This is a genomic window from Streptomyces sp. NBC_01506, assembly GCF_045040295.1.
In the GTDB taxonomy this organism is placed as follows: domain Bacteria; phylum Actinomycetota; class Actinomycetes; order Streptomycetales; family Streptomycetaceae; genus Streptomyces.
Map to the genome: position 1 here is coordinate 14,125 of NZ_CP109422.1, position 22,964 is coordinate 37,088.

General features: G+C 71.4%; 18 protein-coding genes. 7 read left to right on the forward strand and 11 right to left on the reverse strand.

The window, feature by feature from the left end:
* Nucleotides 1–55: 55 nt before the first annotated feature.
* Nucleotides 56–2,593: a Helicase associated domain protein gene (locus tag OG329_RS00080; protein WP_405791495.1), complete on the forward strand. Its 2,538-nt coding sequence runs from the start codon at nt 56–58 to the stop codon at nt 2,591–2,593.
* Nucleotides 2,594–3,476: 883 nt separating this feature from the next.
* Here OG329_RS00080 and OG329_RS00085 read toward each other — a convergent pair.
* The 7 genes from OG329_RS00085 to OG329_RS00115 all read right to left on the reverse strand — a co-directional run bounded on the left by OG329_RS00085 (nt 3,477) and on the right by OG329_RS00115 (nt 9,963).
* Entirely contained in the window at nt 3,477–4,325 is an 849-nt protein-coding gene (locus OG329_RS00085; protein ID WP_405791497.1) for a hypothetical protein, read from the reverse strand.
* A complete protein-coding gene (locus OG329_RS00090; protein ID WP_405791499.1) occupies nt 4,309–4,896 on the reverse strand; it encodes an RNA polymerase sigma factor in 588 nt (195 codons plus the stop codon). Before OG329_RS00090 ends, OG329_RS00085 begins: the two co-directional genes overlap by 17 nt.
* A complete protein-coding gene (locus tag OG329_RS00095; protein WP_405791501.1) occupies nt 4,893–5,054 on the reverse strand; it encodes a hypothetical protein in 162 nt (53 codons plus the stop codon). The genes OG329_RS00090 and OG329_RS00095 overlap by 4 nt, the downstream gene beginning before the upstream one ends.
* Nucleotides 5,055–5,667: 613 nt before the next feature.
* Nucleotides 5,668–6,537: an SAM-dependent methyltransferase gene (locus OG329_RS00100; RefSeq protein ID WP_405791503.1), complete on the reverse strand. Its 870-nt coding sequence runs from the start codon at nt 6,535–6,537 to the stop codon at nt 5,668–5,670.
* A 119-nt stretch (nt 6,538–6,656) separates the two neighbouring features.
* The gene (locus OG329_RS00105; protein WP_405791505.1) at nt 6,657–7,751 is read right to left on the reverse strand and encodes an NAD(P)-dependent alcohol dehydrogenase; all 1,095 of its coding nucleotides are present in this window, start codon (nt 7,749–7,751) and stop codon (nt 6,657–6,659) included.
* Between the two features lie 2 nt (nt 7,752–7,753).
* Nucleotides 7,754–9,178, reverse strand: a complete 1,425-nt coding sequence (locus tag OG329_RS00110) for an aldehyde dehydrogenase family protein (RefSeq protein ID WP_405791506.1) — start codon at nt 9,176–9,178, stop codon at nt 7,754–7,756.
* Nucleotides 9,179–9,186: 8 nt separating this feature from the next.
* Nucleotides 9,187–9,963, reverse strand: a complete 777-nt coding sequence (locus tag OG329_RS00115; RefSeq protein WP_405791508.1) for a (5-formylfuran-3-yl)methyl phosphate synthase — start codon at nt 9,961–9,963, stop codon at nt 9,187–9,189.
* Between the two features lie 500 nt (nt 9,964–10,463).
* Here OG329_RS00115 and OG329_RS00120 point away from each other — a divergent pair, with 500 nt between their 5' ends.
* The 3 genes from OG329_RS00120 (at nt 10,464) to OG329_RS00130 (ending at nt 13,609) form a co-directional block, all read left to right on the forward strand.
* Complete coding sequence (locus OG329_RS00120; protein ID WP_405791510.1) at nt 10,464–11,345, forward strand: aromatic prenyltransferase; 882 nt, start codon at nt 10,464–10,466, stop codon at nt 11,343–11,345.
* On the forward strand, nt 11,342–12,130 hold the full coding sequence (locus OG329_RS00125; protein ID WP_405791512.1) for a nuclear transport factor 2 family protein: 789 nt from the start codon (nt 11,342–11,344) through the stop codon (nt 12,128–12,130). Before OG329_RS00120 ends, OG329_RS00125 begins: the two co-directional genes overlap by 4 nt.
* Nucleotides 12,131–12,310: 180 nt before the next feature.
* Nucleotides 12,311–13,609: an NAD(P)/FAD-dependent oxidoreductase gene (locus OG329_RS00130; protein WP_405791514.1), complete on the forward strand. Its 1,299-nt coding sequence runs from the start codon at nt 12,311–12,313 to the stop codon at nt 13,607–13,609.
* A 119-nt stretch (nt 13,610–13,728) separates the two neighbouring features.
* On the opposite strand, the gene OG329_RS00135 is transcribed toward OG329_RS00130, so the two are convergent.
* Nucleotides 13,729–14,643: an aromatic prenyltransferase gene (locus OG329_RS00135; RefSeq protein ID WP_405791516.1), complete on the reverse strand. Its 915-nt coding sequence runs from the start codon at nt 14,641–14,643 to the stop codon at nt 13,729–13,731.
* A 444-nt stretch (nt 14,644–15,087) separates the two neighbouring features.
* Here OG329_RS00135 and OG329_RS00140 point away from each other — a divergent pair, with 444 nt between their 5' ends.
* The 3 genes from OG329_RS00140 (at nt 15,088) to OG329_RS00150 (ending at nt 19,246) form a co-directional block, all read left to right on the forward strand.
* Nucleotides 15,088–16,002: an aromatic prenyltransferase gene (locus OG329_RS00140; protein ID WP_405791518.1), complete on the forward strand. Its 915-nt coding sequence runs from the start codon at nt 15,088–15,090 to the stop codon at nt 16,000–16,002.
* 70 nt (nt 16,003–16,072) lie between these two features.
* Nucleotides 16,073–17,512: a DUF6851 domain-containing protein gene (locus OG329_RS00145; RefSeq protein ID WP_405791520.1), complete on the forward strand. Its 1,440-nt coding sequence runs from the start codon at nt 16,073–16,075 to the stop codon at nt 17,510–17,512.
* A gap of 150 nt (nt 17,513–17,662) precedes the next feature.
* Nucleotides 17,663–19,246: a DUF6851 domain-containing protein gene (locus tag OG329_RS00150; protein WP_405791522.1), complete on the forward strand. Its 1,584-nt coding sequence runs from the start codon at nt 17,663–17,665 to the stop codon at nt 19,244–19,246.
* Nucleotides 19,247–19,340: 94 nt separating this feature from the next.
* On the opposite strand, the gene OG329_RS00155 is transcribed toward OG329_RS00150, so the two are convergent.
* The 3 genes from OG329_RS00155 to OG329_RS00165 form a co-directional block, all read right to left on the reverse strand.
* A complete protein-coding gene (locus OG329_RS00155; RefSeq protein WP_405791524.1) occupies nt 19,341–19,994 on the reverse strand; it encodes a hypothetical protein in 654 nt (217 codons plus the stop codon).
* Between the two features lie 174 nt (nt 19,995–20,168).
* Complete coding sequence (locus OG329_RS00160) at nt 20,169–21,563, reverse strand: MFS transporter (protein WP_405791526.1); 1,395 nt, start codon at nt 21,561–21,563, stop codon at nt 20,169–20,171.
* 106 nt (nt 21,564–21,669) lie between these two features.
* Nucleotides 21,670–22,962 carry a cation:proton antiporter gene (locus tag OG329_RS00165; RefSeq protein WP_405791528.1) on the reverse strand — a complete coding sequence of 431 codons (1,293 nt, stop codon included), beginning with the start codon at nt 22,960–22,962 and terminating at the stop codon, nt 21,670–21,672.
* Between the last annotated feature and the right edge of the window lie 2 nt (nt 22,963–22,964).

Below are 22,964 nucleotides of genomic sequence, written 5' to 3' on the forward strand. Positions count from 1 at the left end.
CGGATAGGCTATGGGCTCAGGGCTTGCCGGGGGTTTTTCGACAGGGCGGACGGATATGGCGGGCGCGGGCCGTGCGGATCAGCGGGAGGCCGTCCAGCGGGAAGCCGTTGACGCGGTTGTGCGTGCGCTTGAGCTGCCGGCGGGTTCACGGGTGCCCGAGCGGGGGCTCCGGACGCAGGTGATCATGGCGACCGGGTCGGGGAAGACGAGGGTGGCGGTGCGCAGCGCGCGGGAGTTGCGTGCGGGCCGGGTGCTGGTGCTCGTGCCGGGTCTGGATCTGCTCGCTCAGAGCGAGGCCGGGTGGCGGGAGGGCGGGCGTGGGGGGCCGGTGGTCGGGGTGTGCTCGCTGCGGGAGGGGGAGGCGGGTTTTCCCTGTACCACGGATGCGGGCGAGTTGGTGGAGTGGACGGGGGGCCTGGAGAAGGTCACGGTGTTCGCCACGTACGCCGCGGTGGGTCTGGGCACGCTGGAGCGGGCGCATGCGGCCGGTCTCGCGGGCTGGGACCTGGTGGTGGTGGATGAGGCGCACCGGGTGTCCGGGCGGATCGGGAAGCCGTGGGCGGTTGTCCATGACAACGCCCGTATTCCGTCGTTGCGCCGGCTGTACATGACGGCGACGCCCCGGCTGTGGCAGGTGGACGAGGACGGTGAGGGCGGTGAGGGCGGTGCGGGTGTGGCGGGTGTGGCGGGTGTGGCGGGTGTGGCGGGTGGGTTGGTGGCGAGTATGGAGGACGATCCTGACGGGCCGTTCGGCGGCAGGTGTTACACGCTGACGTTGTCGGAGGCGATCGACCGGGGGGTGTGTGCGCCGTACCAGGTGGTGTGTGTGGATATCACCGATGCCCGGCTTCAGGCCGCGCAGCTCCTGGGTGTGGAGGGGCGCTCGGACCGGGTGCGCGGGGCCCGGCTTGCCGCGTTGCAGACGGCGTTGGTGAAGGCGTCGGCGCAGGAGGGGTTCCGGCGGACGCTGGTGTTCCATCATGTGGTGCGGGAGGCCGAGGCGTTCGCGGCCGGTCTGCCGCGGGTCGCCGCTCAACTGCGTGCCGGTGAGCCGCGGTTGTATCCGCGCGAGGTCTGGGCGCAGTGGTTGTGCGGGGAGCACGGGCCGGTTCACCGGCGGCGGGTGCTGGACGAGTTCGCCGCCGGGGTCGCGGCGGACGGCACGGTCGTGGAGAAGTGCTTTCTGTGTTCGGTGAAGGTGCTGGGTGAGGGTGTCGACACCGTGAACTGTGATTCGGTGTTCTGGGCGGATGTGCGTGGTTCGATGCCGGATCTTGTGCAGGCGGTGGGGCGGGCGCTGCGGATGCGGCCGGGTGAGGGCAAGGTGGCGTCGCTCGTGGTGCCGGTTCTGCTCGGGCCGGGTGAGACGGCCGACAGCATGCTGACGTCGCGGGCGTACGGTGGGCTGGCGAAGCTGCTGGAGGCTCTGAGGGCGCACGATGCCCGGGTGGTGGAGCAGTTGGCGGTGCGGCAGGTTCCGGGGGTGTACGCCCCCGTTAGGGAGGGTGCGCGGGGGCGGGGTGGGCTGTCGGGGCCGGCCCGGCGGTTGCTGAGGTTCAGTACGCCGCGTGATCCGGCTGTTCTGGCCGCGTTCATCAGTTTGCGGGTGGTGGATCCGGAGCGTGAGCACTGGCGGCGTGGGGTGGAGGCGGCTGTCGTCTACGCCCGCGTACACGGTGATCTGCGTGTGCCGTTCACCTTTCGTGTCCCGGCCGGGGGTGGGCGGGTGGTGGGGGCCGGGGGGTGGCCGGCTTCGCTGTCCGGTTTTCCGCTGGGGCAGTGGATCGCCGATGCCAGGCGGTTGTGTGCCCAGGGGGAGTTGGGTGAGGAGCGCGTGGGGCAGTTGGAGAGACTCGGCATGGTCTGGAGCCGTCTCGATGTCGCGTGGCAGGAGGGTCTGGATGCCGCGCGTGGGTGGGCGGCGGAGCACGGGCATCTGCTGGCGCCGCTGGACGCCACGTACCGGGGTGTGCGGGTGGGGGTCTGGCTGAAGAACGCGCGGGCGGCTGCCCGCAGGGCTGTGGACAACGAGCGGCGGCGTGCCGGTGGTCTGCCGGTGGTGCCGGTGGTGTGGGCGATGCCGAGGTGGCGGCGTGAGCAGTTGGCGCAGATCGATCCGTCGTGGTGTCCGGCCTGGCCGGTGGAGTGGCAGCGCTGTTTTCACCTGGTCCGGCTTCACTTGGGGCAGGGCGGGGCGTTGCCTCTGTCGCCGGGCGTGGTCGTGCGCCAGGGTGAGGATCTGGGGCGGTGGGTGCGGTCGGTGCGGCTCGGGTGGGACGGGCTCACCGGTGTGCAGCGGTGGATGTGTGAGCAGGTGCTGGGGGTCGGGCCCGCGGGTGAGGGCGAGAGGCCGGGGGTGCGCCGTACGCAGGCGGACAGGTGGGCTGCGCATCTCGCCGCGGCGCGTCGGTACTACGCGCGTGAGGGGCACCTGCGGGTGCCGAGGGGGCATGTGGAGACGGTGCTGTCCGGGGACGGCAGTCAGGTGCGGTTGCGGCTGGGGGCGTGGGTGGGCAACCAGCGCAGCAGGGCTGCTTCGTTGTCGCCGGAGCGGGTGGAGCGGTTGTCCGAGGTCGGGATGCGGTGGTCGTGAGGGGTGTCGTCGGCGCTGTGGCTGTCGCGCTCGCGGGGGTCTGCGGCGGGGGTTGTGGCGGGGGTCTGCGGTGTCGTACGGCTTCTTCGCCTGCCGGTCGGTGGCCCTGTCGCTGCCCGGGGTCCGCGTACGGGGCCGGCACCCGGCCCACCTGTCCGGCCACCGCCCGCGCGCGCCAGGCGTCCGGTGTCCCGGGGGCGTTGGCCGGCGTGGGCGCGAGGGACTCGGGGCGCAGGATGTGTACCGGGCCGTGAGGCGTCATCGCTTCGAGGGGTGCGCCGGCGAGCGGGGAGCCGTGGACGGCGATCAGGGGCGTACCGTCGCCGTGGCCGGATGCAAACCGGCTGTGGCGCGACCGCGTGCGCGTAGTAAGCGACTTTTTCGACCTGGTGGTGCCGGTCGTCCGGGCCGCGGTACAGGGGGCTTGTATCGCCGCTTGCGGCAGTGACCGGCGGTGCGGACCGGACGTGGTGGGCTTGCTCATGCGGTCTCCCGGCTCTCGGCACTTTGCGTCGGGGACCGGTCCGGAGCCTGGGTGACGGTGCGTCGGCCGGGTGCGGGGCGGTGGCGCACCGGCTCGGGCGCGCGTTGCGGCGCTCTGGTCTGCGGTGAGGTGTTCGGGCGGCCGGCAGTCCGCGGGGCGGGCCGAGGTCCGCGGTGTCGCCGGTGGGCACGCGTCACCGGCCGGGCGGGCGCCCCCTCTTGGACGACAGCGTGTCGCCTCCGTCAGCGGTGGCGGGCGCCGGGCGCCGGGCCGGCTCGCCGTCCGGATCGGCCCCGCTCCCCCGGAGTCGGCGACGTCGGGTACGGGCAGGGGTATGTCGCCCGCTCGGCCGCGGGGCGCGGGCCGTCGTGCTGACAGCCGTGGGGGCGGGGGGGGGTGTCAGGTGCGGGTTTTCTCCTGTCGGCGGCACGGGGGTGTCCGTTCGGGCAGTGTGTTCTTCCCGTGGTGCCGGGTGGTGGGGGTCTTGGGGCGGCGGGCGGTCAGGGCGCGGATCCGGTCGGTGAACCCCGGGTCGGGCAGGGGCAGGTCCAGGTCTTCGTCGACGTAGCCGACGGCGGCGGGTACGTAGTCCAGGAGGGCGCGCAGGGCCGTGGGCCATTCGGTGACGGCGTCGCGTCCGGCGTTTCTCAGTGCGTTGATCAGGCGCAGGGTCGTGGGCAGGATGGTGAAGTCGGTGAGTGCCGCCTGGTCGAGCACGGTGGTGATGCCGAAGGGAACGCCGGGGGCAGGGGTGCCGGGGCCGGCGGGCGGGGGTTGTGTGTGCGCGGGCGTGGGTGTCGCGGTGCGCTCGGCCTGGGTGTGCCACCAGCGGGCTTCGGTGAGTTCGCCGCGGGCGAGGTGGTGCAGGTGGAGGCAGTAGGCGGCGGCGGCGTCGCCGTCGCCGGCGGCGTACTGCCACCAGTCGCGGGCGGCTTCGTGGGAGCGGGTGAGCCGCAGGATGCAGCCCAGCACGCGGGCGCCCTGCGGGTCGGGGAGGGGCTGGGCGAGGACGAAGGCGTCGCCCAGGACGTCCAGGGCGGTGGAGGCGACGACCGTCTCGCACAGGGTCCGCAGATCGCGTGCGGCGGTGCGTTCGTCCCGTGTGGCCGGCTCGGGCGGTACGGGGAGCGGCAGCGAGCGGGCGATGCGGGCGGCCAGGCGCCGTTCGGCGGCGTCGATGTCGGCCTGGGTGTAGGGCTCGTGGACCAGGCGGGCACGAGAGAGCAGGTCCTCAATGTGCGAGGTCATCGGTGTGTCCCTCCGTGGTGCGGTCCGGGTCGAGGATCGCCGCCAGGCGCAGCCTGGCGTAGCGGGCGGTCGAGCGGACGGTGGCGGCGGCGATGCCCAGTTCGTCGGCGATCGCGGCGGGGGTGAGGTCGTGGAGGTGGAGCAGGACCATGACGTCCTGCTGGCGGTCGGTGAGTTCGCGGAACGCCCGTAGCAGGGTCAGGGATTCGGTCAACTGGCCGATGGGGTCGGTCGTTTCGCGCAGGGCGGCGGTGTCGAAGGCGGCCGCGTCCAGCAGGGGCCGGCGGCGGCGGGCCTTGTCGTGGTCGTGGACCTGGTTGCGCAGGATCTGCCACGCGTACGCCTCGTGGTTCTCGCTGGCCAGGACGCGGTGCCATCGGCGGTAGATCCGTTCGAAGGCCGCGTCGGTGGCTTCTTCGGCGTCGGCCCAGTTGTGCAGGAACGACTTGGCGTAGCGCACGTAGCCGGGCCGGTGCATCTGGTGGAACGCGGCGAAGTCCAGGGGCAGGTGGTGGGGGTGGCGGGGCATCGGCGTGGCGCCGGGGGTGCGCGGGGTGGATTCTTCGGTCACCGGCCGCCGCTCCCTTCGTGGTGATGGCGGTTCATCTCCGTGACGCCGGCGCGTACGCCCGCGGCGGCCATCCTGCGCAGCAGGGCGACGGCGTCGCGTCCGAAGACCCGGACCGCGACAGCGAGCATGGTCACGTCCCCGGCGAGTTCGATGGTCATCGGCTGGTGGATTCCCCTCCTGAGGCAAGACGGGCCCGGTGCGCGTTCCCCCCAGAACGAGGGCCCGGGAGTGCGCTGTTGTGCGCCCTCCACCGAGATGACTGCCGGGCGTCGTGATGTGTGCACGGGCAATGCGAGAAAGAACTACGCAGGGCGATCCCCTGGGGGCGAATATCTGTTCGCGTGCGCGATTCGGTGCCAACACCCTCCGGGTGGTGTCTTGTTGGTCTTCGCTGACCTGCGTGCGCGTGAATTGGACCAGTCCACTTCGTGGGTTTGCGTGAAGAAAGCAAACGGCCGTTCCGGTGGGGTGTGGTTCATGTCACACAGTTGTGGCGCGCCTGGAGGGCGGCGGCGGGAGTGTCCGGGAACTCCGCGGGTGACGCCCGTTCCGCGGGGCCGGTGCGAAGTCGGCGGCGGCGTCACCAGGTCCGGGGGCAGAGGTGGGCCCCGGTGCGTTCTCGGTGGAACGGGTGTCTGCTGCGGGCGCGCCCGGCCGGATCGACGGCTGCGACGCTCCCGTGATGTCAGAACATTTCATCTTTCTCTGGTTGTTCGTCAACTCCAGTGCGTTTCGAGGGTAGTGGGCTCCGCCGCTGTGCCGGTGCGGGTGTTACGGGCGGGCTCTGGTCGCGAATACCCATCGGTTGCCCGCCAGGGCGTCGTCGGGTTCGGGCAGGGGGCCGCGGCCGTGGTGGCGGGTGAAGTCGAAGGGGGTGCGGACCGAGGCGGACCAGCCCCGGTGTGTCAGACGGCCGGCGGAGTCGGGGCGTGGCCGGGTGTCGAACAGGCTGAGCAGGTCGATGCCGATCTGGCGGGTCGTGGAGGTGTAGAGCGGGCTGTCGCGGTATTCCAGCAGGTCTCTGTCGAGCTTGACCTCGAACGCGAGAGCGCTTCCCCGGGTGCTCAGCCGGTCCACCGTGTCGATGAGGTTGGTCTCGGCGGCGGGGGGCAGGTAGAACATCAGCCCTTCCGCCAGCCAGACGCTGGGCTGGGATGTGTCGAAGCCGGCGCCGGCCAGTGCCGCGGCCCAGTCGGCGCGCAGATCGACCGGGACAACGACGCGCGCCGCCTTCGCGGTGGCCGACAGCGCGTGCAGCACGGTGTGTTTGAACGCCAGCACGCCGGGCCGGTCGATCTCGAAGACCACACGGCCCGGCGGCCAGTCGAGGCGGAAGGCCCGTGAGTCCAGGCCCGCGCCGAGCAGGACCACCTGGCGGGCGCCGCCGGTGTGCACCGAGCGCAGGAGGAAGTCGTCGAGGACCCTCGTGCGCAGGCCGAAGTAGCGTGCGAAGCGCCCCCACAGCGGGTTCGCGTCCCCGTCCTGGGCCTGCTCGATGCGTACCGGCCAGCCGGCGCACGCCGGTGCGGCGCGTACGAAGTGCTCCGCGTAGAGGTCCTGTGCCAGGGTGTCGTGGCGGTGGGTCTCGATCGCCCGTGCCGCGGCCACCAGGAGAGCGGTCAGTCCGACACCCCCTGCCACGCCTTCCGCACCTTCCGCACCTTCCGCACCTTCCACGCCGGTGGTCCCGGGCGTTGTGCCGGTCACATGTCCTCCCTGGGACGGTTCTGGATGAGCTGGGGAGCTGGGGAGCTGTGCGGTCATCCGCCGGGGAGCAGGACGGGTTTGATCACGCGGCCCGCGTCGCAGTCGCGTTCGGCCTCGTTGATGTCGGCGAGCGGGTAGGTGCGGATCAGCTTGTCGAAGGGAAAGAGCCCGGCCTGCCAGAGCCTGGTCAGCCGGGGAATCAGCAGTCCGGGCACCGCGTCCCCTTCGCAGATGTGGGAGATCCTGCGGCCCTGGTCCAGTGCTCCCGGCTGAAGTGGCAGCGCGGTGTTCAGCCGGGCCACCAGGCCGAGGTGGCCGGTCGGGCGCAGGGCCCGCAGCGCGTCGTTGATCAGGCGGGGCGAGGCCGTGGTGTCCAGGGCGTACTGTGCGCCGCCGTCGGTCAGCCGCCGGATGCGGCCGGGCAGGCCGGTGGGCGCGGCGTGCAGTGCGATCGCGCCGAACCGCTCGGCGAGGGCCAGCCGTTCGGGGTGCCGGTCGACGGCCACGGCCGTAACTCCGGCGGCGGTGGCCGCCATCACCGCGGCCAGGCCCACCGCCCCGGCGCCGAAGACCGCGAGGGTGTCGCCGGGTCCGGCGGCGAAGGAGTGGAAGACGGCTCCGGCGCCGGTGAGGAAGCCGCAGCCGAGCGGTCCGAGGAGTTCGAGGGGCAGCGCGGGGTCGGTCCGCACGGCGTTGCGGGCCGGGACCAGCGCGTACTGGGCGAACGAGGACTGGCCGAACCACCGGGGGGCCAGCGCGTTGGCGGCCGTGCCGGCCAGCCGTGCGGTGCTGCCCGGGCGCCCGGCGTAGAGGTTGAGTGAGGCGAAGGAGTCGCAGTAGGCGGGGGCGGCGTTCAGGCAGGTGCGGCAGTGTCCGCAGGAGTCGAAGCTCAGCACGACGTGGTCGCCGGGGCTCAGGCCGGTGTGCGCCCCGCCGGTGTCGACCACGACCCCGGCGCCCTCGTGGCCGAGGACCGCCGGCAGCGGGGAGCGGCCGGCCGAGCGCCGGACGGCGAGGTCGGTGCGGCACATCCCGCAGCCCGCGATCCGCACCAGGATCTCGCCGTCGGCCGGCCCCGCGTCCAAGGTCACCTCCTCGAGGGTGAAGGGGCTGTCGTACGCGCGCAGTACCGCCGCGGTGAATCTCATCGTCATGCCGTGCGGGGGCGGTGGACGACGAACGGCCTGAGGTTCCCGTAGAGGCCCCACGGCCCGCCGGCGACGCCGACGCCGCTGTCCTTGGTGCCCGCGAAGGGCTGGGCGAGGGACAGTTCGGCGTGGTGGTTGATCCATGCCGTCCCGCACTCCAGTTGGCCGGCGACCTCCTGGGCCCGGTCGAGGTCGGTCCCCCATACCGAGCCGCCCAGCCCGAAGCCGGTGCCGTTGGCCGCCTCGACGGCTTCGTCGAGGCGCGTGTAGGGCAGGACGGGCAGGACGGGGCCGAACTGCTCCTGTGTCACCACCGGGCTGCCGGGCGGGACGTCGGCCAGGATCGTCGGGGCGTGGAAGTGGCCCGGCCGCTTCGGGCGGTGGCCGCCGGCGGCGATCCGGGCGCCGTCCGCCAGGGCGCGGGCCGTGTAGTGCTCGACGCGGGCCAGTTGGGGGGCGTTGTTGACCGGGCCCAGCCGGGTGCCGGGGTCGAGGCCGGGTCCCACGACGGTGTCCCGGGCGCGTTGTGCGAGGGCTTCGACGACCTGCGGGTAGAGGCGGGCGGGGGCGTAGACGCGTTTGACCGCCATGCAGACCTGCCCGCAGTTGTGGAACGCCGCCCAGAACAGCCGGTCCGCGATCTGTTCCACGTCCGTGTCCTCGAGGAGGATGGCGGCGTCGTTGCCGCCCAGTTCCAGGGTGACGCGGGCGAGCGAGGTGGCCGCGCCCCGGGCGACGGCCCGGCCGGTGGGGACGGAGCCGGTGAAGGTCACGTGCCGGATCCCTGGGTGGGCGGCCAGCCGGGCGCCGAGGGGTTCACGGCCGGTGACGACCGTCAGTACGTCCCGGGGCAGGGCGGTGGACAGGACCGATCCCAGCAGCCGGGTGGCCAGGGGGGTCAGGGGTGAGGGTTTGAGGACCATCGTGTTGCCGGCGGCGAGGGCGGGTGCGAACTTCGCCGACGCGAGTTGCAGGGGGAAGTTCCAGGGGACGATCGCGGCGACGGGCCCCAGCGGGCGCCAGTGGATCTCGCTGTCGACCGGCCGGCCGTCGGTGATCGGCCGGGGGCCGGGGGCCAGTGCGGCGAAGTAGCGCAGGCGCGCCGCTGTGCGGGTGACCTCCGCGTACGACTCGGCCAGGGGTTTGCCCTGTTCACGGGTGAGGAGGGGGGCGAGGTCCGTCCCGGCCGCCTCGACGGCGTCGGCCGCCGCGAGCAGGGCGGCGGTGCGGGCTGCGGGATCCTCGCGCCAGCTCCGCCAGGCCCGGTGGGCGCGGGTGACGACGGCGTCGAGTTCGTCCGGGTGCTGGTCGGGGGCTTCCCCGAACGCCTCGCCCGTCGCCGGGTCGTGGACGGCGAGGCGCGCGGCACGGGGCCCGGGCGCGGCGCGGGCCGTGGTGGGCGTGCGGCCAGGTCCGTTCGTCGCCATGGCGGCGATCAGCCCGCGGCGGCGGTGGCGGTGGTGTGTTCGTGGGCGTGGCGGTCCATCCGGGCCCGGAAGGCGGCCACCAGCTCCGGCCGGATCCTTCCGGTGGTGCGGTCGCCGCCCTCGCAGACCGCGCCGCGCACTCCCACGATGTCGGTGCCGATGCGGGTCAGGGTGCCGAGGTCCTCGGCTTTCACACTGCCCGCGAGGGCGGCGAGCAGACCGGCGTCGTGGGCGAGGCGGACGAACCGCTCGCAGACGTCCGGGCCCACGTGGTCGAACAGCCGGGTGCCGTCCTTGACGGCGGTGTCGAGCATGGCCGCGTCGGCGCCGGAGCGGCGGGCGATGTCGGGCAGGGCGAGGGGGTTGACGCTGCCGATCCGGTGGGCGTCGGCGTAGCCGGAGGCGACGACGAACGCGTCGTGCCGGTAGTCCTTCACCGCCCGTACGACTGCGCGCATGACGTCGACGCCCTGTTCGGGTGTGGTGCATCCGTAGAGGCCGACCTTGATGTAGGTGGCTCCGGAGACGGCGGCGCCGAGGGCGGCCTGGGCCACCGTGCCGGGCTTGTACGGTACGTCTCCCACGGTGGCGGACACCGGTGTGCCGGCCGGGATGGTGTCGCGGATCTGCCTGATGATCCAGGGGAAGTTCGCGCCGAGTGACCCTTCGTCGGGCTTCTTGACGTCGACGATGTCGAGATGGTGTGCCGCTTTCGCGCAGTCGAGGGCTTCCTCGACGCTGTCCGGGGAGATGAGAAGCAACAACGTGGACTCCTTCCCCCGCATGCTCCACCCGGCCAGGAGGCGGGTGTGCGGGGTCGCCTGGGTCCCTTTCGGGTCCGCTCATCATTGCCGTGGCCCGGGGGCACCGGTAGAGCGTGCGAAGTGCGGGCGGGGACTGCCGGGGGGTCCTCGGTGCGCCGTGCGCGCCGGGTTGAACCGGCTCCCGCCCGGCCGCGGGCTCCGCCGCGCCGGTCGTGTCCCGGGGCGGGGGTGCTCGACGGGTGCTCGGGCTCTCTTCGCGGCCGTCTCGAAGGCCGCTCGAACACCTGCACCGGGCCGGCCCGGTGCGCGGGGCGCGGGCCGTACCGCCGGGCGGTGCCGGTGTACGGGCTTCGACCAGGCACTTCGCACCACAGCCCGGGCGGGCGGACGGTGGGTGCGCCCGGCCGGGGGGCGGGGGCGGGGGCCGGGGTGCGGGCGGCGGGCGGCGGGAGGCACTGCCCCGCGCGGGCCCCGGCGCCGCATGATGCACCGACAGCACCGTTCAGGGATCAGGAGGACACGTGTCCCCAGCCGCCGGAGTGGAAGATGTGTACGCGGCCGTCGAGGAGTCGGCCCGACTGCTTGACGTGCCCTGCTCGCGGGAGCGGGTGTGGCCGGTCCTGACCGCGTTCGAGCCGTTCGAAGGCGGGATCATTTTCAGCGCGTCGGCCGGTGAACGGCACGCGGGGGACCTCGACCTGACCGTCCAGGTGCCCCGGCGGATCGCCGACCCCTACGCCCACGCGGTGTCGAACGGGCTGCTCGACCCGACGGATCACCCCGTCGGTGACCTGCTCGCGGACATCCAGGAGCGGTGTTCCGTCAACGAGTTCCTGATCGATTTCGGGGTCGTCGGCGGATTCAACAAGGTCTATGTGCATTTCCCCCGTGACGTGCAGGGGGTGGTGAAACTCGCCGGTATTCCGTCCATGCCGCGCGCGGTGGCCGAGAACACGGATTTCTTCGCCCGTCACGGCCTTCACGAGGTGGCGATGGTCTCGATCGACTACCGGCGCAGAACGGTGAATCTGTACTTCCCCCTCCCCGACGGAATCAAGGCGCGGGCCGTCGCGTCGATCCTTCGCGACCTCGGGCTGCCGGAACCGGAGGAGAGCCTGCTTCAGTCCGCCCGCAAGACGTTCCGGGTCTATTTCACCCTCGGCTGGGATTCCCCGGTGATCGAGCGGGTCAGCTTCGCCCGCAGACTGGATCTGCCGGTGGTCAAGGACCGGGTGGAACCGGAAATCGTACGGTTCGTGACGGGCACTCCGTACACGTACCCCGGGGAGCGTTTCAGTATTTCGATGGTCAAATGGTCGCCCGACGGACAATGGTTCAACGTCGGTTCGTACTTCCAATTCGGGCCGCTGCAGTGGGAAGTACTGGGAAAGATCCTCACATGACGGCCCGCCTGCGCGTCGTGGACGACTTCTACCGTGCCCTGCAGGCCAAGGACCTCGACGCGTGGGGTGAGCTCTGGACGGCGGACGCGGTGTACCGGGTTCCCGTGACCCCGGACGGTGTGCGCGGTGAGTTCGCCGGGCGCGAGACGATCGTGGCCGCACTGCGGGGCTTCTTCGCGCTGTTCGGCCGGGTGCGGTTCACCTGGGACGCCGAGCCGGGCGGCGATCCGCGGCGGGTGCTGGCCACCTGGACGCTGGAGGTCGAACTGCTGGCCGGCGGCGTCTACCGCAACCGGGGGGTGGCGCTCTTCCGACTGGAGGGGGAGCGGATCGCCGAGTTCACGGAGTACGCCGACACCGCCGCGTTCCTGGGCGTCTTCTGCGCCAAGGCCGCCACCGCGCGCCGGTTCTTCACCCTGCTGCGCGACCGGGACAGCGCCGGATGGGGCGCGTTGTGGCACGAGCACGGTGCGCTCAGCGTGCCGTACCCGCCGCGGGGGTGCCCCGCCCTGATCGAGGGCAGGGAGAAGATCGTCGCGGCGTACGGGGAACTGTTCGGTGTGTACGGGCAGTTCGACACCGAGCTGACGGGTGTGCACCCGGCGGTGAGCTCCGACACGGTCTGTGTGGAGTTCCAGGTCCGCGCCCATCTCCCGGGCGGGGCGGTGCACACCGCCGCCGGCGCCGGGGTCTTCCGGTTCCGAGGCGGGCTGATCAGCGCGTACCACGGCCATTTCGACCCGCGCCGATTCCGGGAGGCCGCCGACGCGCTCAGGGGGGTGTGATCCGGTGCCGGGCCCCGGGGGGGGTCCGCCTTTCCGCGGCCCGGTTCCCACTGAGCAATCTGGGCGATGACACCGGCCGGGCGGCCCCTGCACTCTGGTCGGTGAACGCGCCGTGCGGGAGCGGAGGGTTGTTCACGTGACCCGCGGGTGCGGCCGGATCGGAACTGGGGAAGGTCTCATATGTCGTCCACTCTCTTCGGGTTTTCTGGCGATTTCGACGTCATCGTCATCGGCGGCGGGCCCGCCGGTGCGACCACCGCGGCGCTTCTCGCCGAGCGCGGACACCGTGTTCTCGTACTCGACCGTGAACGGTTTCCCCGATATCACATCGGGGAGTCGCTCATTCCCGGGGTGATGGTGCCCATGGAAGAACTCGGCCTTGTCGAGCGTATGGAGGCGAAAGGCTTCGAGCGCAAATACGGCGGCACCCTCGTATGGGGAAACAACGAGGTCCCGTGGAACTTCTCGTTCACCACGGGCGGGCGTATCCCCTACGCCTTTCACACACGCCGCGCCGACCTGGACACGATGATCCTGGACCGGGCGCGCGAGCTGGGCGCCTTCGTCGTGGAAGAGGCGACGGTGAAGGGGCCCGTCGAGGAGAACGGGCGCGTGGTCGGTGTCCGCTACGCCGTGGGCGGGCTCGACGGCGTGCAGGAGGCCAGGGCGTCCCTGGTCATCGACGCCTCCGGGCAGGCGCGGGTGCTCGGGCGCAAGTACTCGGAGATCACCTGGAACGAGCAGTTGCGCAACGTCGCGGTGTGGACGTACTTCGACAACTGCCACCGGCTGCCCGGCGACGAGTGGAGCAACATCCTCATCGAGGGGACCCGCGACGGCTGGTTCTGGGGCATTCCCATCGACAAGGGTGTGTTCAGCGTCGGTTACGTGACGCGGTCGGACGTGGCGAGCAAGAGCGACCAGTCCCTCAAGGAGCTGTTCGCCTCCGAGCTGGAGACCACCAGCAAGCTCAAGGATCTCCTCAGGGACGCGACCCCGGCCGCGGGGTACCGCACCGCGCGCGACTGGTCCTACACCAACGACCGTTTCCACGGCGACGGGTGGGTGCTGGTCGGGGACGCCGCCGCGTTCGTGGACCCGCTGTTCTCGACCGGGGTCGCGCTGGCGACACTGGCGGGCAGCACCCTGTCGAAGATCGTCGACAAGATACTGCGGAACCCGCAGATCGAGGAGAAGGCGCTCGACCGGTACTCCACCGCGTACCGCAACTTCTTCGACGACATCCGCACGTTCGTGGAGGGGTTCTACGACCGGTCGAAGACCAAGGGCTTCTACTTCGACCTGGCACAGCAGATCAACGACCCGGACAAGAAGAACGACGCGCAGGTCGACTTCGTCAAGCTGATCTCCGGGCTCAGCGGACGCGCCGGCGGACTGTTCGATCTCAGCCTCGACGACCTCATCGAGAACGTCGGGGACGTCGAGGACGTCAAGGACCCGTCCGCCGCCGGGAACTGACACCCCCGGCCCCCGCACCACGAGCGGCGCGGCGGCCGGCCCCCGTTCACGGGGGCCGGCCGCCGCGCCGCTCGTGGTGCGGGGGTGCCCGTGGTGCGGGCCCCCGCGGCGCACCGGCTCTACCGGGCGGAGCCGGCGGAGCCGAGGAGCACCCGCGCCTCCAGGGAGCCCTCGCCGAGCTGGTGGTACGTCTGGAGTTTGAAGTACTCGCCGCCGGGGTGCGACGCGACGTTGTACAGGCCCTGGCCGGCGCCCGGGTAGGTGTACGGAACGTTCTTCGCGAACTTCTCGATCTCCGGCGGCACCGGGACGCGGGCGGGAAACGCCTCCATGTCCGGGACCATGGTGGCGAAGGTGATCCGTTCGATCTTCTGCGAGTCCCAGCTCAGGGTGGTGTAGATGCCGACCGCCCGCCCGGCGAGTTCGAGCATCTGCTCGCTGGGGTCCGGCAGGCCCAGTTCGCTCAGCATCGCGCGCACGGTGCGCGGTTCGCGGCACTCGGCGGGTGCCTGGAGGAAGTAGACGTTCACCGTCCGGCTCGGGTAGTCGATCCCGATCATGCTGTTCTTGTCGTCCAGGCCGTAGCGGGTGTAGAAGTCGAAATTCGCGGCCAGGGACGGCGGCATGGACGGCAGGTCGGCGAGCTTCGACAGTTTCTGCAGATCGTTCACGGGCAGGAACGTCCAGGTCTTCTTGAAGCCGTCGACGACCGAGAAGTCGACACCGTGGGCGGTGATGGGGAGTTTGCCCTGGACGTCCGCGAGCAGGGTGCCGACGGGGTGGTCCGTCGGCGGGGCGATGCCCCTGGACACCGCGAAGGCATAGGGGTTGACGTCCGCGGGAAGCGCCGTGAAGCGGCAGTCGAGATCGCCGGTGCCGCGGGTCGTCGCCCGGAAGGCGACGACGAGCCGCGGCAGGGCGTCCTCGTAGGTGGTCAGGATGGGCCAGACCTTGTCGCGCGAGACGCGGACGTCCAGCAGTGCGGCCGCGTCCTCGATGGCGGAGTAGAGACCTTCCATGCCTGTCCTGGTCATTGGTCCTCCAGTGTCGGATCCGAGCGTCCGTGTGAATCAGGGGCAAATTGATGTGGCAGTACACCGGCGGCGTCAATCGGCCGAACAAATGGTGTCGTACGGTGCCGCTCGGCCGGTCTACTCGCCGGCGGCCGGCGGACAACCGCCGGCGGCCTTGTCGCCGAGGACCTTCGGCCGGCACTGCGGCGGCGGCCGGACATATCGGCGCCGTTATCGGCACCGGGGCCGGAACGAATTCGTCCGGGTGTGCCGTGCCGGTACCGGGCGGGGCGTATCCGAATTTTCGCCGCTCTGTGAGTGTCGATGCCGGGCACGAGGCGTGTCAAGTTAATTGTTAATCATAGTGACTTTCTAGTGGATCTCTAGCGGCGGCCAGTAAGGTGGGGCCCGATTCCATGCGGAAAGAGCGGAAACATATTGCGCCGCCGACTACCTGGAGTATTGATGTCCGGAGGTATTGAGGCAGAGGAACTGTACGCGGCTCTCGAGAAATCGGCCCACCTGGTGGGTGCGCCCTTTTCGCGGGAGAAGGTCTGGCCGATCCTGTCCGCGTACCGGGACGGGTTCGACACCGGCGGGGCCATTCTCAGTCTGCAGGCCGGTGAGCGCGCCGAGGAAGTCGAATACAGCGTCCAGGTCTCTCCGGGGGTCGGTGACCCCTATGCCCGCGCCCTGGCGGGCGGCTTTGTGCCGGAGACGGACCACCCGGTCGCCACGCTGCTCCAGGACATCAAGGAACGGGTCCCCACCAGCGAATACTATATCGACTGCGGAATCGTCGGCGGTTTCAAGAAGATTTACGCGAATTTCCCTCACGACCCGCGGCGGGTGTCGGATCTCTCCGATATTGCGTCGATGCCTCCGGCGGTGGCCGGTAATTCGGACTTCTTCGGCCGCTACGGTCTTCAGGACGTCGTACTGATCGGGGTCGACTACCGGCGCAGGACAATGAATCTGTATTTCCAGCTCCCCGCGGGCACCGCCGGCGATCTCGATCCGAAGACCGTCCTGGCCATGCTCCGCGAAACCGGGATGCGGGAACCGGACGAGGACCTGCTGGCGTACGCGGGAAAGGCGTACCGGGTCTATGCCACGGTCGGCTGGGATTCTCCGGAGATCCGCCGGATTTCTTTTGCCCCGTCGCCGCGCCGCAGTCTTGACCTGTCGGAGCTTCCCGCCCGGCTGGAGCCGGGGTTCGAGGAGTTCATGCGCAATACCGCGCACACGTACGACGGTGAGCTCATCAATGCCTCGGCCGCCAAGTGGTCGCCCGACAGTGAATTCCTCGACCTCGCGGCGTACTACCAGATCTCGCCGCAGCATCTGAAGGCACTGACGGCCGCCGAAGCACAGGGATAGCGGGCGCATCCGTGGCCTGTCCCCGGGCCTCGCCCGCGGGGGCCTCTTCCGAGAAGAAAGGACACACCCCGTGACGACGTCCGGCCGCGCCCAGCGGATCGAATTCGACTTCGACAACGGCAATTTCATCCGGGACCTGATCACCACCCACGGCGGCGGGGGTTTCCCCCCGGCGGACGCCATGGCCCCGGGGGACGTGGCCACCTACACCTGGCTCACCCATCTGCTGCAGACCTCGTGGTTCGACGCCCTGGCGCCCTACCACCCGACCGCGGTCGGGGTGTACTCGACGATCCCCCGCCGCCCCGCCGAGGAGGGGGTGACCAACCGGAACAAGAACATCGCCGCCCTGTACGCCATGTACCAGGTGGTGCAGGCGGTGTTCGAGGAGCGGGCGCCGGTCATACGCCAGGCGCTGGGCGCGCTCGGCCTGGATCCCGACGACACGTCGCTGGACACGGCCGGTGCGGTCGGGATCGGCAACACGGCCGGGCGTGCGGTCGTCGCCGCCCGCGCGCACGACGGCATGAACGTCCTGGGCGACACGGGCCGCAGGTACAACGGGCGGCCCTTCGAGGACTACACCGGCTACGAGCCGGTGAACACCGCGGGCGAGCTGGCCGACCCGGCGCGCTGGCAGCCGGCGTCCGAGCCCCACCGCCGGCGTGTCGACGGGGGGCCGGGCGACAAGGGCGTGTTCACCGTCCAGCGGTTCGCCACCCCGCAGCTCGCCCTGGTCTCGCCGCAGACCTACCAGGACCCGGGCCTGTTCCCTCTGCGCCCGCCCGCCCATCTGGGCGACGGCGGCGAGGACGCCTACCGGGCGGCGGTGGACAAGGTGCTGGCGGCGTCGGCGGCCCTGAGTGACGAGCAGAAGGTGAAGGCGGAGTTCTTCGAGCACACGCCGCTGTCGGTCACCCTGTCGCCGCGCGCCGCCGCGCAGGCCCATGACCTGGACCTGGACGGCTGGGTCCAGTTGTTCATGGTCACCTCGGTGGCGCGGTTCGACAGCCTGATCGCCGCCTGGCACCACAAGCGCGGGTACGACGCGGTGCGGCCGTTCAGCGCGGTGCGGCACGTGTACGGCGACAGCGAGGTGACGGCGTGGGGCGGGCCCGGCAAGGGGCGCGTCGAGGACATCCCCGCCGGCCAGTGGGCCGGCTACCTGCCGGTGGGCAACCACCCCGAGTACCCGTCCGGTTTCACCACGCTGTGCGCCGCGCAGGCGCAGGCGGCGCGGCGGCTGCTCGGCGATGACGTCCTGGACTGGACGTACGCGTTCGCGGCCGGCTCCACGCAGCGCGAGCCGGGGCTCGTGCCGGCCGGCGACCTCAAGCTGACCTGGGACACCTGGACCGACTTCGAGAACGACTGCGCGACGAGCCGGGTGTGGGCCGGGGCGCACTTCGCCGAGACGGTCGAGGCGTCCCTGGGCTTCGGCGCGCAGTTCGGCGACCTGGCCCACGAGTTCGTCCAGCGGCACGTACGGGGCGAGGCCGCCGAGGACTGAACGCGCCCTCCCCTTTTCGTTCCGCCCGGTGCGGGCCCCCGCTCCCCCGCTCCCCCGTTTCCCCGTTTCCCCCTCGGTCGGGTCTGTCCGCGCAGACCTCACCCGCAGCAAGTGGCACGACCTCTTCCTCAAAGGACAAGGAACACACTCATGACGACGTCCGGCCGTTCTGCAGTCTCAGGCATCTCACCGCGGCGCAGGTCGCTGCTGATCGGTGGGCTCGGCGGCGCCTCGGCCGCGGCGATGACCACGCTGGGTCTTCCCGGCACGGCCGCCGCCGCCGGGAGCGACGCGCCCGCCAAGGTCGATTTCGACCTCGACACCGGCAACTACCTCTCCTGGGCGCAGCCCAGCGACGACATGGCCGGGCAGTCGCCGAACGCGGACATGTTCGGTCCCATGGACGTGACCGTGTTCCTGTGGCTCAACCGCCTGACGGCGCTCGCGGGGTTCGACGCGCTGGCGCCGTACCACGAGAGCGCGGTCGGTGTGTACTCGCGGATCGCGCGGCGTCCCTCCGGTGAGTCGGCCACCAACCGGAATCTGAACATCGCGATCCTCCATGCCCAGTACGGGGTGTGGAAGCAGGTGCTGCCGAAGAAGATGGAGCCCCTGCGGGAGATGATGGCCTCGCTGGGGCTGAACCCTGACGACACGTCGGAGAATCCGACGAGCCCGGTCGGGATCGGCAACATCGCCGCCAAGGGCGTGTGGAACGCCCTCAGGCGCGACGGGATGAACTTCCTCGGTGACGAGGGCGGGCGCCGGTTCAACCCCAGGCCCTGGTCGGACTACACCGGCTACGAGCCGGTGAACACCGCCTACGAGCTGCGCAACCCCTCGCGCTGGCAGCCCGACCTCGGGCCGCACAACGGGCGGCGGCTGGGCGGCGGTCCGGGTGACACGGGTATCTACGTCGCCCAGCACATGGTCACCCCGCACCTGCGGCGGGTGAAGGCGCACATCTTCAAGGACGTGAAGCAGTTCCGGCTGCCCGCGCCCAAGCACATCGACCACACCGATCCCCGTGCCTACAAGCGCTCGGTGGACGAGATGCTGGCGGCGTCGGCGGCGCTCACCGACGAGCAGAAGATGCTCGCGGAGGTCATGGACAACAAGGTGTGGGGCATCGGGCACTCGGCGATCGTGATGGCCCGCAAGCACGACCGCAACGGCGAGCTGGGGGTGCACGGGTGGATCCACTATCTGCTGGAGCACATCCTGGCGACGTTCGAGCCGGCGATCGTCGCCTGGCACCACAAGGTGGTGTACGACGCGGTGCGGCCGTTCAGTGCCATCCGTCATGTGTACGGGCGGCGCAAGGTGACCGCGTGGGGCGGGCCGGGGCGCGGGACGGTCGACAACATCCCCGCCGACCAGTGGGCCAGCTATCTGAACGTGAGTGACCACCCGGAGTACCCGTCGGGCTCCACGACGCTCGCCGCGGCCTCCGCGCAGTCCGCGCGGCGCTCCTTCGGCACCGACGAGCTGGACTGGAAGTTCACCATCGCGGCCGGCAAGTCGCTGGTGGAGCCGGGGCTCACCCCCGGCAGGGACCTCGATGTGCACATTCCCACCTGGTCGAAGTTCAGCGAGATATGCGCCAACACCCGGGTGTGGGGCGGGGTGCACTTCCAGAAGACGGTCGATGTGTCCCTGGAGCTGGGTGAGCAGTTCGGTGACCTGGCGCACGAGTTCGTGCAGCGGCACGTGCGCGGTGAGGTCGAGGACTGATCAAGGACCCACGGGGGGTGGCCTCCGGCCGGGTGTCCGTGTGTGTCGCGGGTGCCCGGCCGGAGGCCTGCTCACGTGCGGGGTGCGGCGGGGCTCACGTGCGGGTGCGGCGGGGCGGGTCGCCGGCGGTGCCGCCGGCCGGGCGGGCGAAGACGCCGGCCGGCGGGCGGACGGGCGCGGTGGGCCGGCTGTCGGTCACCGGCGCCGCCCCGGCGGCGGCGGTGGGGGTGGCGGTGGTGGGGGTGGGGGTGGGTGCGGGGGTCTTGCCGGGGAGCGGGCTGTCGGGCGGTGTCCGGTTCCCCCGGGTCCTGGAGTGGCCGAGTATCACGAACGCGGCCGCGACGAACACCAGGTTCTTCAGGATGTACTGGCCCTCGAGGGTGGCGACGGCGAAGTGTTTCCAGGTCCGGTCCGGGAAGATGACCAGCGGGGTGCAGGCGCCCGCCATGTGCCCGAGCAGCATGATGACCGTGGGTGCGAGTGCCTTTCCGCTCATCAGGAGCAGCCCGATGGCCGTCTCCAGTACGCCGGTCAGGACGGAGGCGGTGGTTCCCTCGATCAGGCCGAACGTCAGCCGCTGTGTGGTGTCCGTGGCCAGGGCTTCCGCCGGGCTGGCTCCCGGGAAGAACTTGGGCAGGGCGAACCAGAGGAAGATGATCCCCAGGGATATCCGTAACGCGGCGATCCCGAACGAGGCACCGCATCGCGTGAGGGAGCGTACGGTTTTTCCATAGATACGCCTGAACACTTCTGACGCCCTTTCAGTGCGGTGTGTTCGGTCGGATCCCCGGTGGCGGGTTCCGTCCCGGCGGCCTGTCACACCTGCCCGTGGACGGCGACGCGGTGGGCCTCGGCGGTGTGTGAGGGGCCGCCGGTCCGCCGGGGCGGGGCCCCGGCCCGGCGGACCGGGGGGCGGGGCGGGTCAGTGGGGGCCCGGCCGTTCGGGGACGAAGGCCGGCAGCGGGCGGGGGCCGGGGCGCGGTGAGGGTCCCGGTTCGCCGGCGCGGGCGCGCAGGCTCAGGGTGGCCAGCAGGCCGATCCCCACGGGTGCGGCCAGGACGAGCAGGACCGTGGCCAGTGTCCAGCCCGCGTCGACCATCATGCCGCCGAGCAGGCCGCTGACCACCGGGCCCAGCTTTCCCGCGCTGTTGGCCCAGCTCATTCCGGTGGCGCGGGCGGACGGCGGGTAGGCGACCGCGGCGATCGCCTGGAGTACGGAGCTGGCCGCCGGCAGGCACAGTCCCAGGACGAACGCCGCGGCGAGCAGCGCGGTGAACTGTACGGCCCACAGGGCGGCGGCCCCGAGGCCCAGTGCGCTCAGTGCCCACAGGCCGGTCAGTGTCTTGAACCGGTCCAGGCGTTTGAGGGCGAAGGACACCGACAGTTGTCCGGTCAGTCCGCCCCAGCCGAACACCGCGACGGCCAGCGCGGCCTGTGCGGCCGTCAGGCCCGTGCGTTCGGCCAGCAGGGGCAGGTAGCTGAGGATCAGGAACACCACTCCCTGGACCAGGAAGAAGCACAGCCACAGCAGGACCGTCGTGGCGGCGAAGGCCCTCGACAGGATGACCTTCGGGGCGGAGCGCGGCCGGTGCCCCGCGGTGCTCCGGTCCCAGTCGACGGTGGACAGGTCCTTCTCGCCGGCGACGGCGGCGAGGGCTTTGCGCAGTTGGGCCGGGGGGCGCCGGCGGGCGGTGAGGATGCTCACGGACTCCGGGACGTACCGCAGCACGGGCCCGATCAGCAGCAGGGGGACGATTCCGCACACTGCCAGCAGGGTGGGCCAGCCGTGGGCGGGGATGAGGGCCGAGGCGAGGAGTCCGCCGAGGGTGGTGCCGGCCGTGACTCCGGCGAAGGCCAGGGCGACCATCTGGACCCGGCGCGCGGCGGGTGTCCAGTCCGCGACGAGGGCCATCACGGTGGGCAGGACGGCGCCCAGTCCCAGGCAGGCGACGATCCGCAGCCCGGCGAAGGCGCCGACGCCCTGCGCGAGTCCCATGCCGGCCGTGCCCAGGCCGAAGACGGCGATGCCGGTGACGGTGACGCCTTTGCGTCCGTAGCGGTCGGCGAGCGGGCCGGCCGCCACACCGCCGGCGATCATCGCCAGGACGCTCAGGGTCACGATGGCGGTCACGGTGCTCAGGTCGGTGTCCCAGTCCTTGACGATCCTGGGGTACACGAAGGCGGCGACGGTGGTGTCCAGGCCCTCGGCCACCATCATGAGCAGGCCCAGTATCACGATGAGCCACTGCCGCCGGCTCATCGGTCGGTGGTCGATGAACTCCTGCGGGCCCATCTGTGCCGGGGCGTCCGTGGTCATGGGGCGGGCCCTTTCGTGACGGAGGTACGTGGAACGTACGCGGGCGGTGCCACGGCGTCCGCCGACGCGCCCGGCAGGGTTGTGCCCGGCGGGGGGTGGCGGGGTGTCAGACGCGGCCCTGGACGGTGGTGGTGACGCTTCCCGCCCCGTGCGCGGGTTCGCCGGGTTCGCCGGGTTCGCCGGGCGGGCCGCCGTCCTTGGGGCGGCCGAGGATCCAGTTCAGCAGCGGGCCGGCCATCGCGGTCGTGATCACGGCCATGACGACCATGAGGGAGTAGAGCTCCTGTCCGAGGAAGCCCAGTTGCAGGCCCACGTTCAGGACGATGAGTTCGGTCAGGCCGCGGGTGTTCATCAGCGTGGCGAGCGCGGCGGACTGCCGCGGCGGCATCCGGTTCGCGCGGGCGCCGAGGAACGCGCCGGTGAACTTGCCGCCGACGGCCACGAGCAGGATCAGTCCCAGGGCTCCCAGGGCGCCCGGGTCCAGTCCCGACAGGTCGACCTGGAGGCCGGCGACCAGGAAGAACACCGGCAGCAGCAGGGTGCCGGTCAACTGCCCCAGGCGGTCGTGGACTTCGGTGCGCAGGGGCTCGGTGCCGGTGCGCGGGAGGATCACGCCGAAGAGGAACGCGCCGAAGATGTAGTGCAGTCCCACCCATTCGGTGGCGGCGGCGGACAGCAGCAGGCCCGCCAGGACGCACGCGAACACGGTCGGGGTCAGGCGTTGTTCGGGCCGGCGGGCCGTGAAGCGGCGCAGCAGGGGGCGCAGGAGGAAGAGCATGGCGAGCAGGTAGGGCAGGGCGAGCAGGATGCGCCACTGGTCGGGGCCGGCCGAGCCGCTGACGGCGACCACGGCGGCGAGCAGGGACCAGGCCAGGACGTCGTCGATGGAGGCGCAGGCCAGGGCCACCACGCCCAGGGGGGTGTGGGACATGTGGCGGTCGGTGAGGATGCGGGCCAGTACCGGGAAGGCGGTGATCGACATGGCGATGCCCATGAAGAGCATGAACGCCGTCCTGTCGCCGGTGCCGTAGTCGTCCGTCAGGTGCAGGGCCAGGAGTGCGCCGAGGCCGAAGGGCAGCAGGATGGAGCTGAGTGACACGGTGGCGGCGAGGCTTCCGCTGCCGCGTATCATCGCCGCGTCCCATTCCAGGCCGACGAGGAACATGAAGACCGCGATTCCGACGACGGCCAGGGCGCTGAGCAGCGGGCGCACGGTGTGCGGGAACAGGGCGTCGGACAGGGCCCCGTTCAGCGCGGTCGGTCCCAGTGCGATGCCGGCGAGGACTTCGCCCATCACCGCCGGCTGGCCGATCCGCCGGGCCAGGGCGCCGAGCAGGCGGGCCAGGAGCACGATGGCGGCGAGGCCGAGGAGAAGCGACGTGGTCTGATGCGCGGTCATGC

Bases quoted from the DNA above. Each gene is read 5' to 3' on its own strand.
- OG329_RS00135 (WP_405791516.1), bottom strand. From the start codon at position 14,643: ATGACCAGGACAGGCATGGAAGGTCTCTACTCCGCCATCGAGGACGCG.
- OG329_RS00165 (WP_405791528.1), bottom strand. From the start codon at position 22,962: ATGACCGCGCATCAGACCACGTCGCTTCTCCTCGGCCTCGCCGCCATC.
- OG329_RS00125 (WP_405791512.1), top strand. From the start codon at position 11,342: ATGACGGCCCGCCTGCGCGTCGTGGACGACTTCTACCGTGCCCTGCAG.
- OG329_RS00110 (WP_405791506.1), bottom strand. From the start codon at position 9,178: ATGGCGACGAACGGACCTGGCCGCACGCCCACCACGGCCCGCGCCGCG.
- OG329_RS00115 (WP_405791508.1), bottom strand. From the start codon at position 9,963: ATGCGGGGGAAGGAGTCCACGTTGTTGCTTCTCATCTCCCCGGACAGC.
- OG329_RS00085 (WP_405791497.1), bottom strand. From the start codon at position 4,325: ATGACCTCGCACATTGAGGACCTGCTCTCTCGTGCCCGCCTGGTCCAC.
- OG329_RS00095 (WP_405791501.1), bottom strand. From the start codon at position 5,054: ATGACCATCGAACTCGCCGGGGACGTGACCATGCTCGCTGTCGCGGTC.
- OG329_RS00140 (WP_405791518.1), top strand. From the start codon at position 15,088: ATGTCCGGAGGTATTGAGGCAGAGGAACTGTACGCGGCTCTCGAGAAA.
- OG329_RS00105 (WP_405791505.1), bottom strand. From the start codon at position 7,751: ATGAGATTCACCGCGGCGGTACTGCGCGCGTACGACAGCCCCTTCACC.
- OG329_RS00150 (WP_405791522.1), top strand. From the start codon at position 17,663: ATGACGACGTCCGGCCGTTCTGCAGTCTCAGGCATCTCACCGCGGCGC.
- OG329_RS00080 (WP_405791495.1), top strand. From the start codon at position 56: ATGGCGGGCGCGGGCCGTGCGGATCAGCGGGAGGCCGTCCAGCGGGAA.
- OG329_RS00130 (WP_405791514.1), top strand. From the start codon at position 12,311: ATGTCGTCCACTCTCTTCGGGTTTTCTGGCGATTTCGACGTCATCGTC.
- OG329_RS00160 (WP_405791526.1), bottom strand. From the start codon at position 21,563: ATGACCACGGACGCCCCGGCACAGATGGGCCCGCAGGAGTTCATCGAC.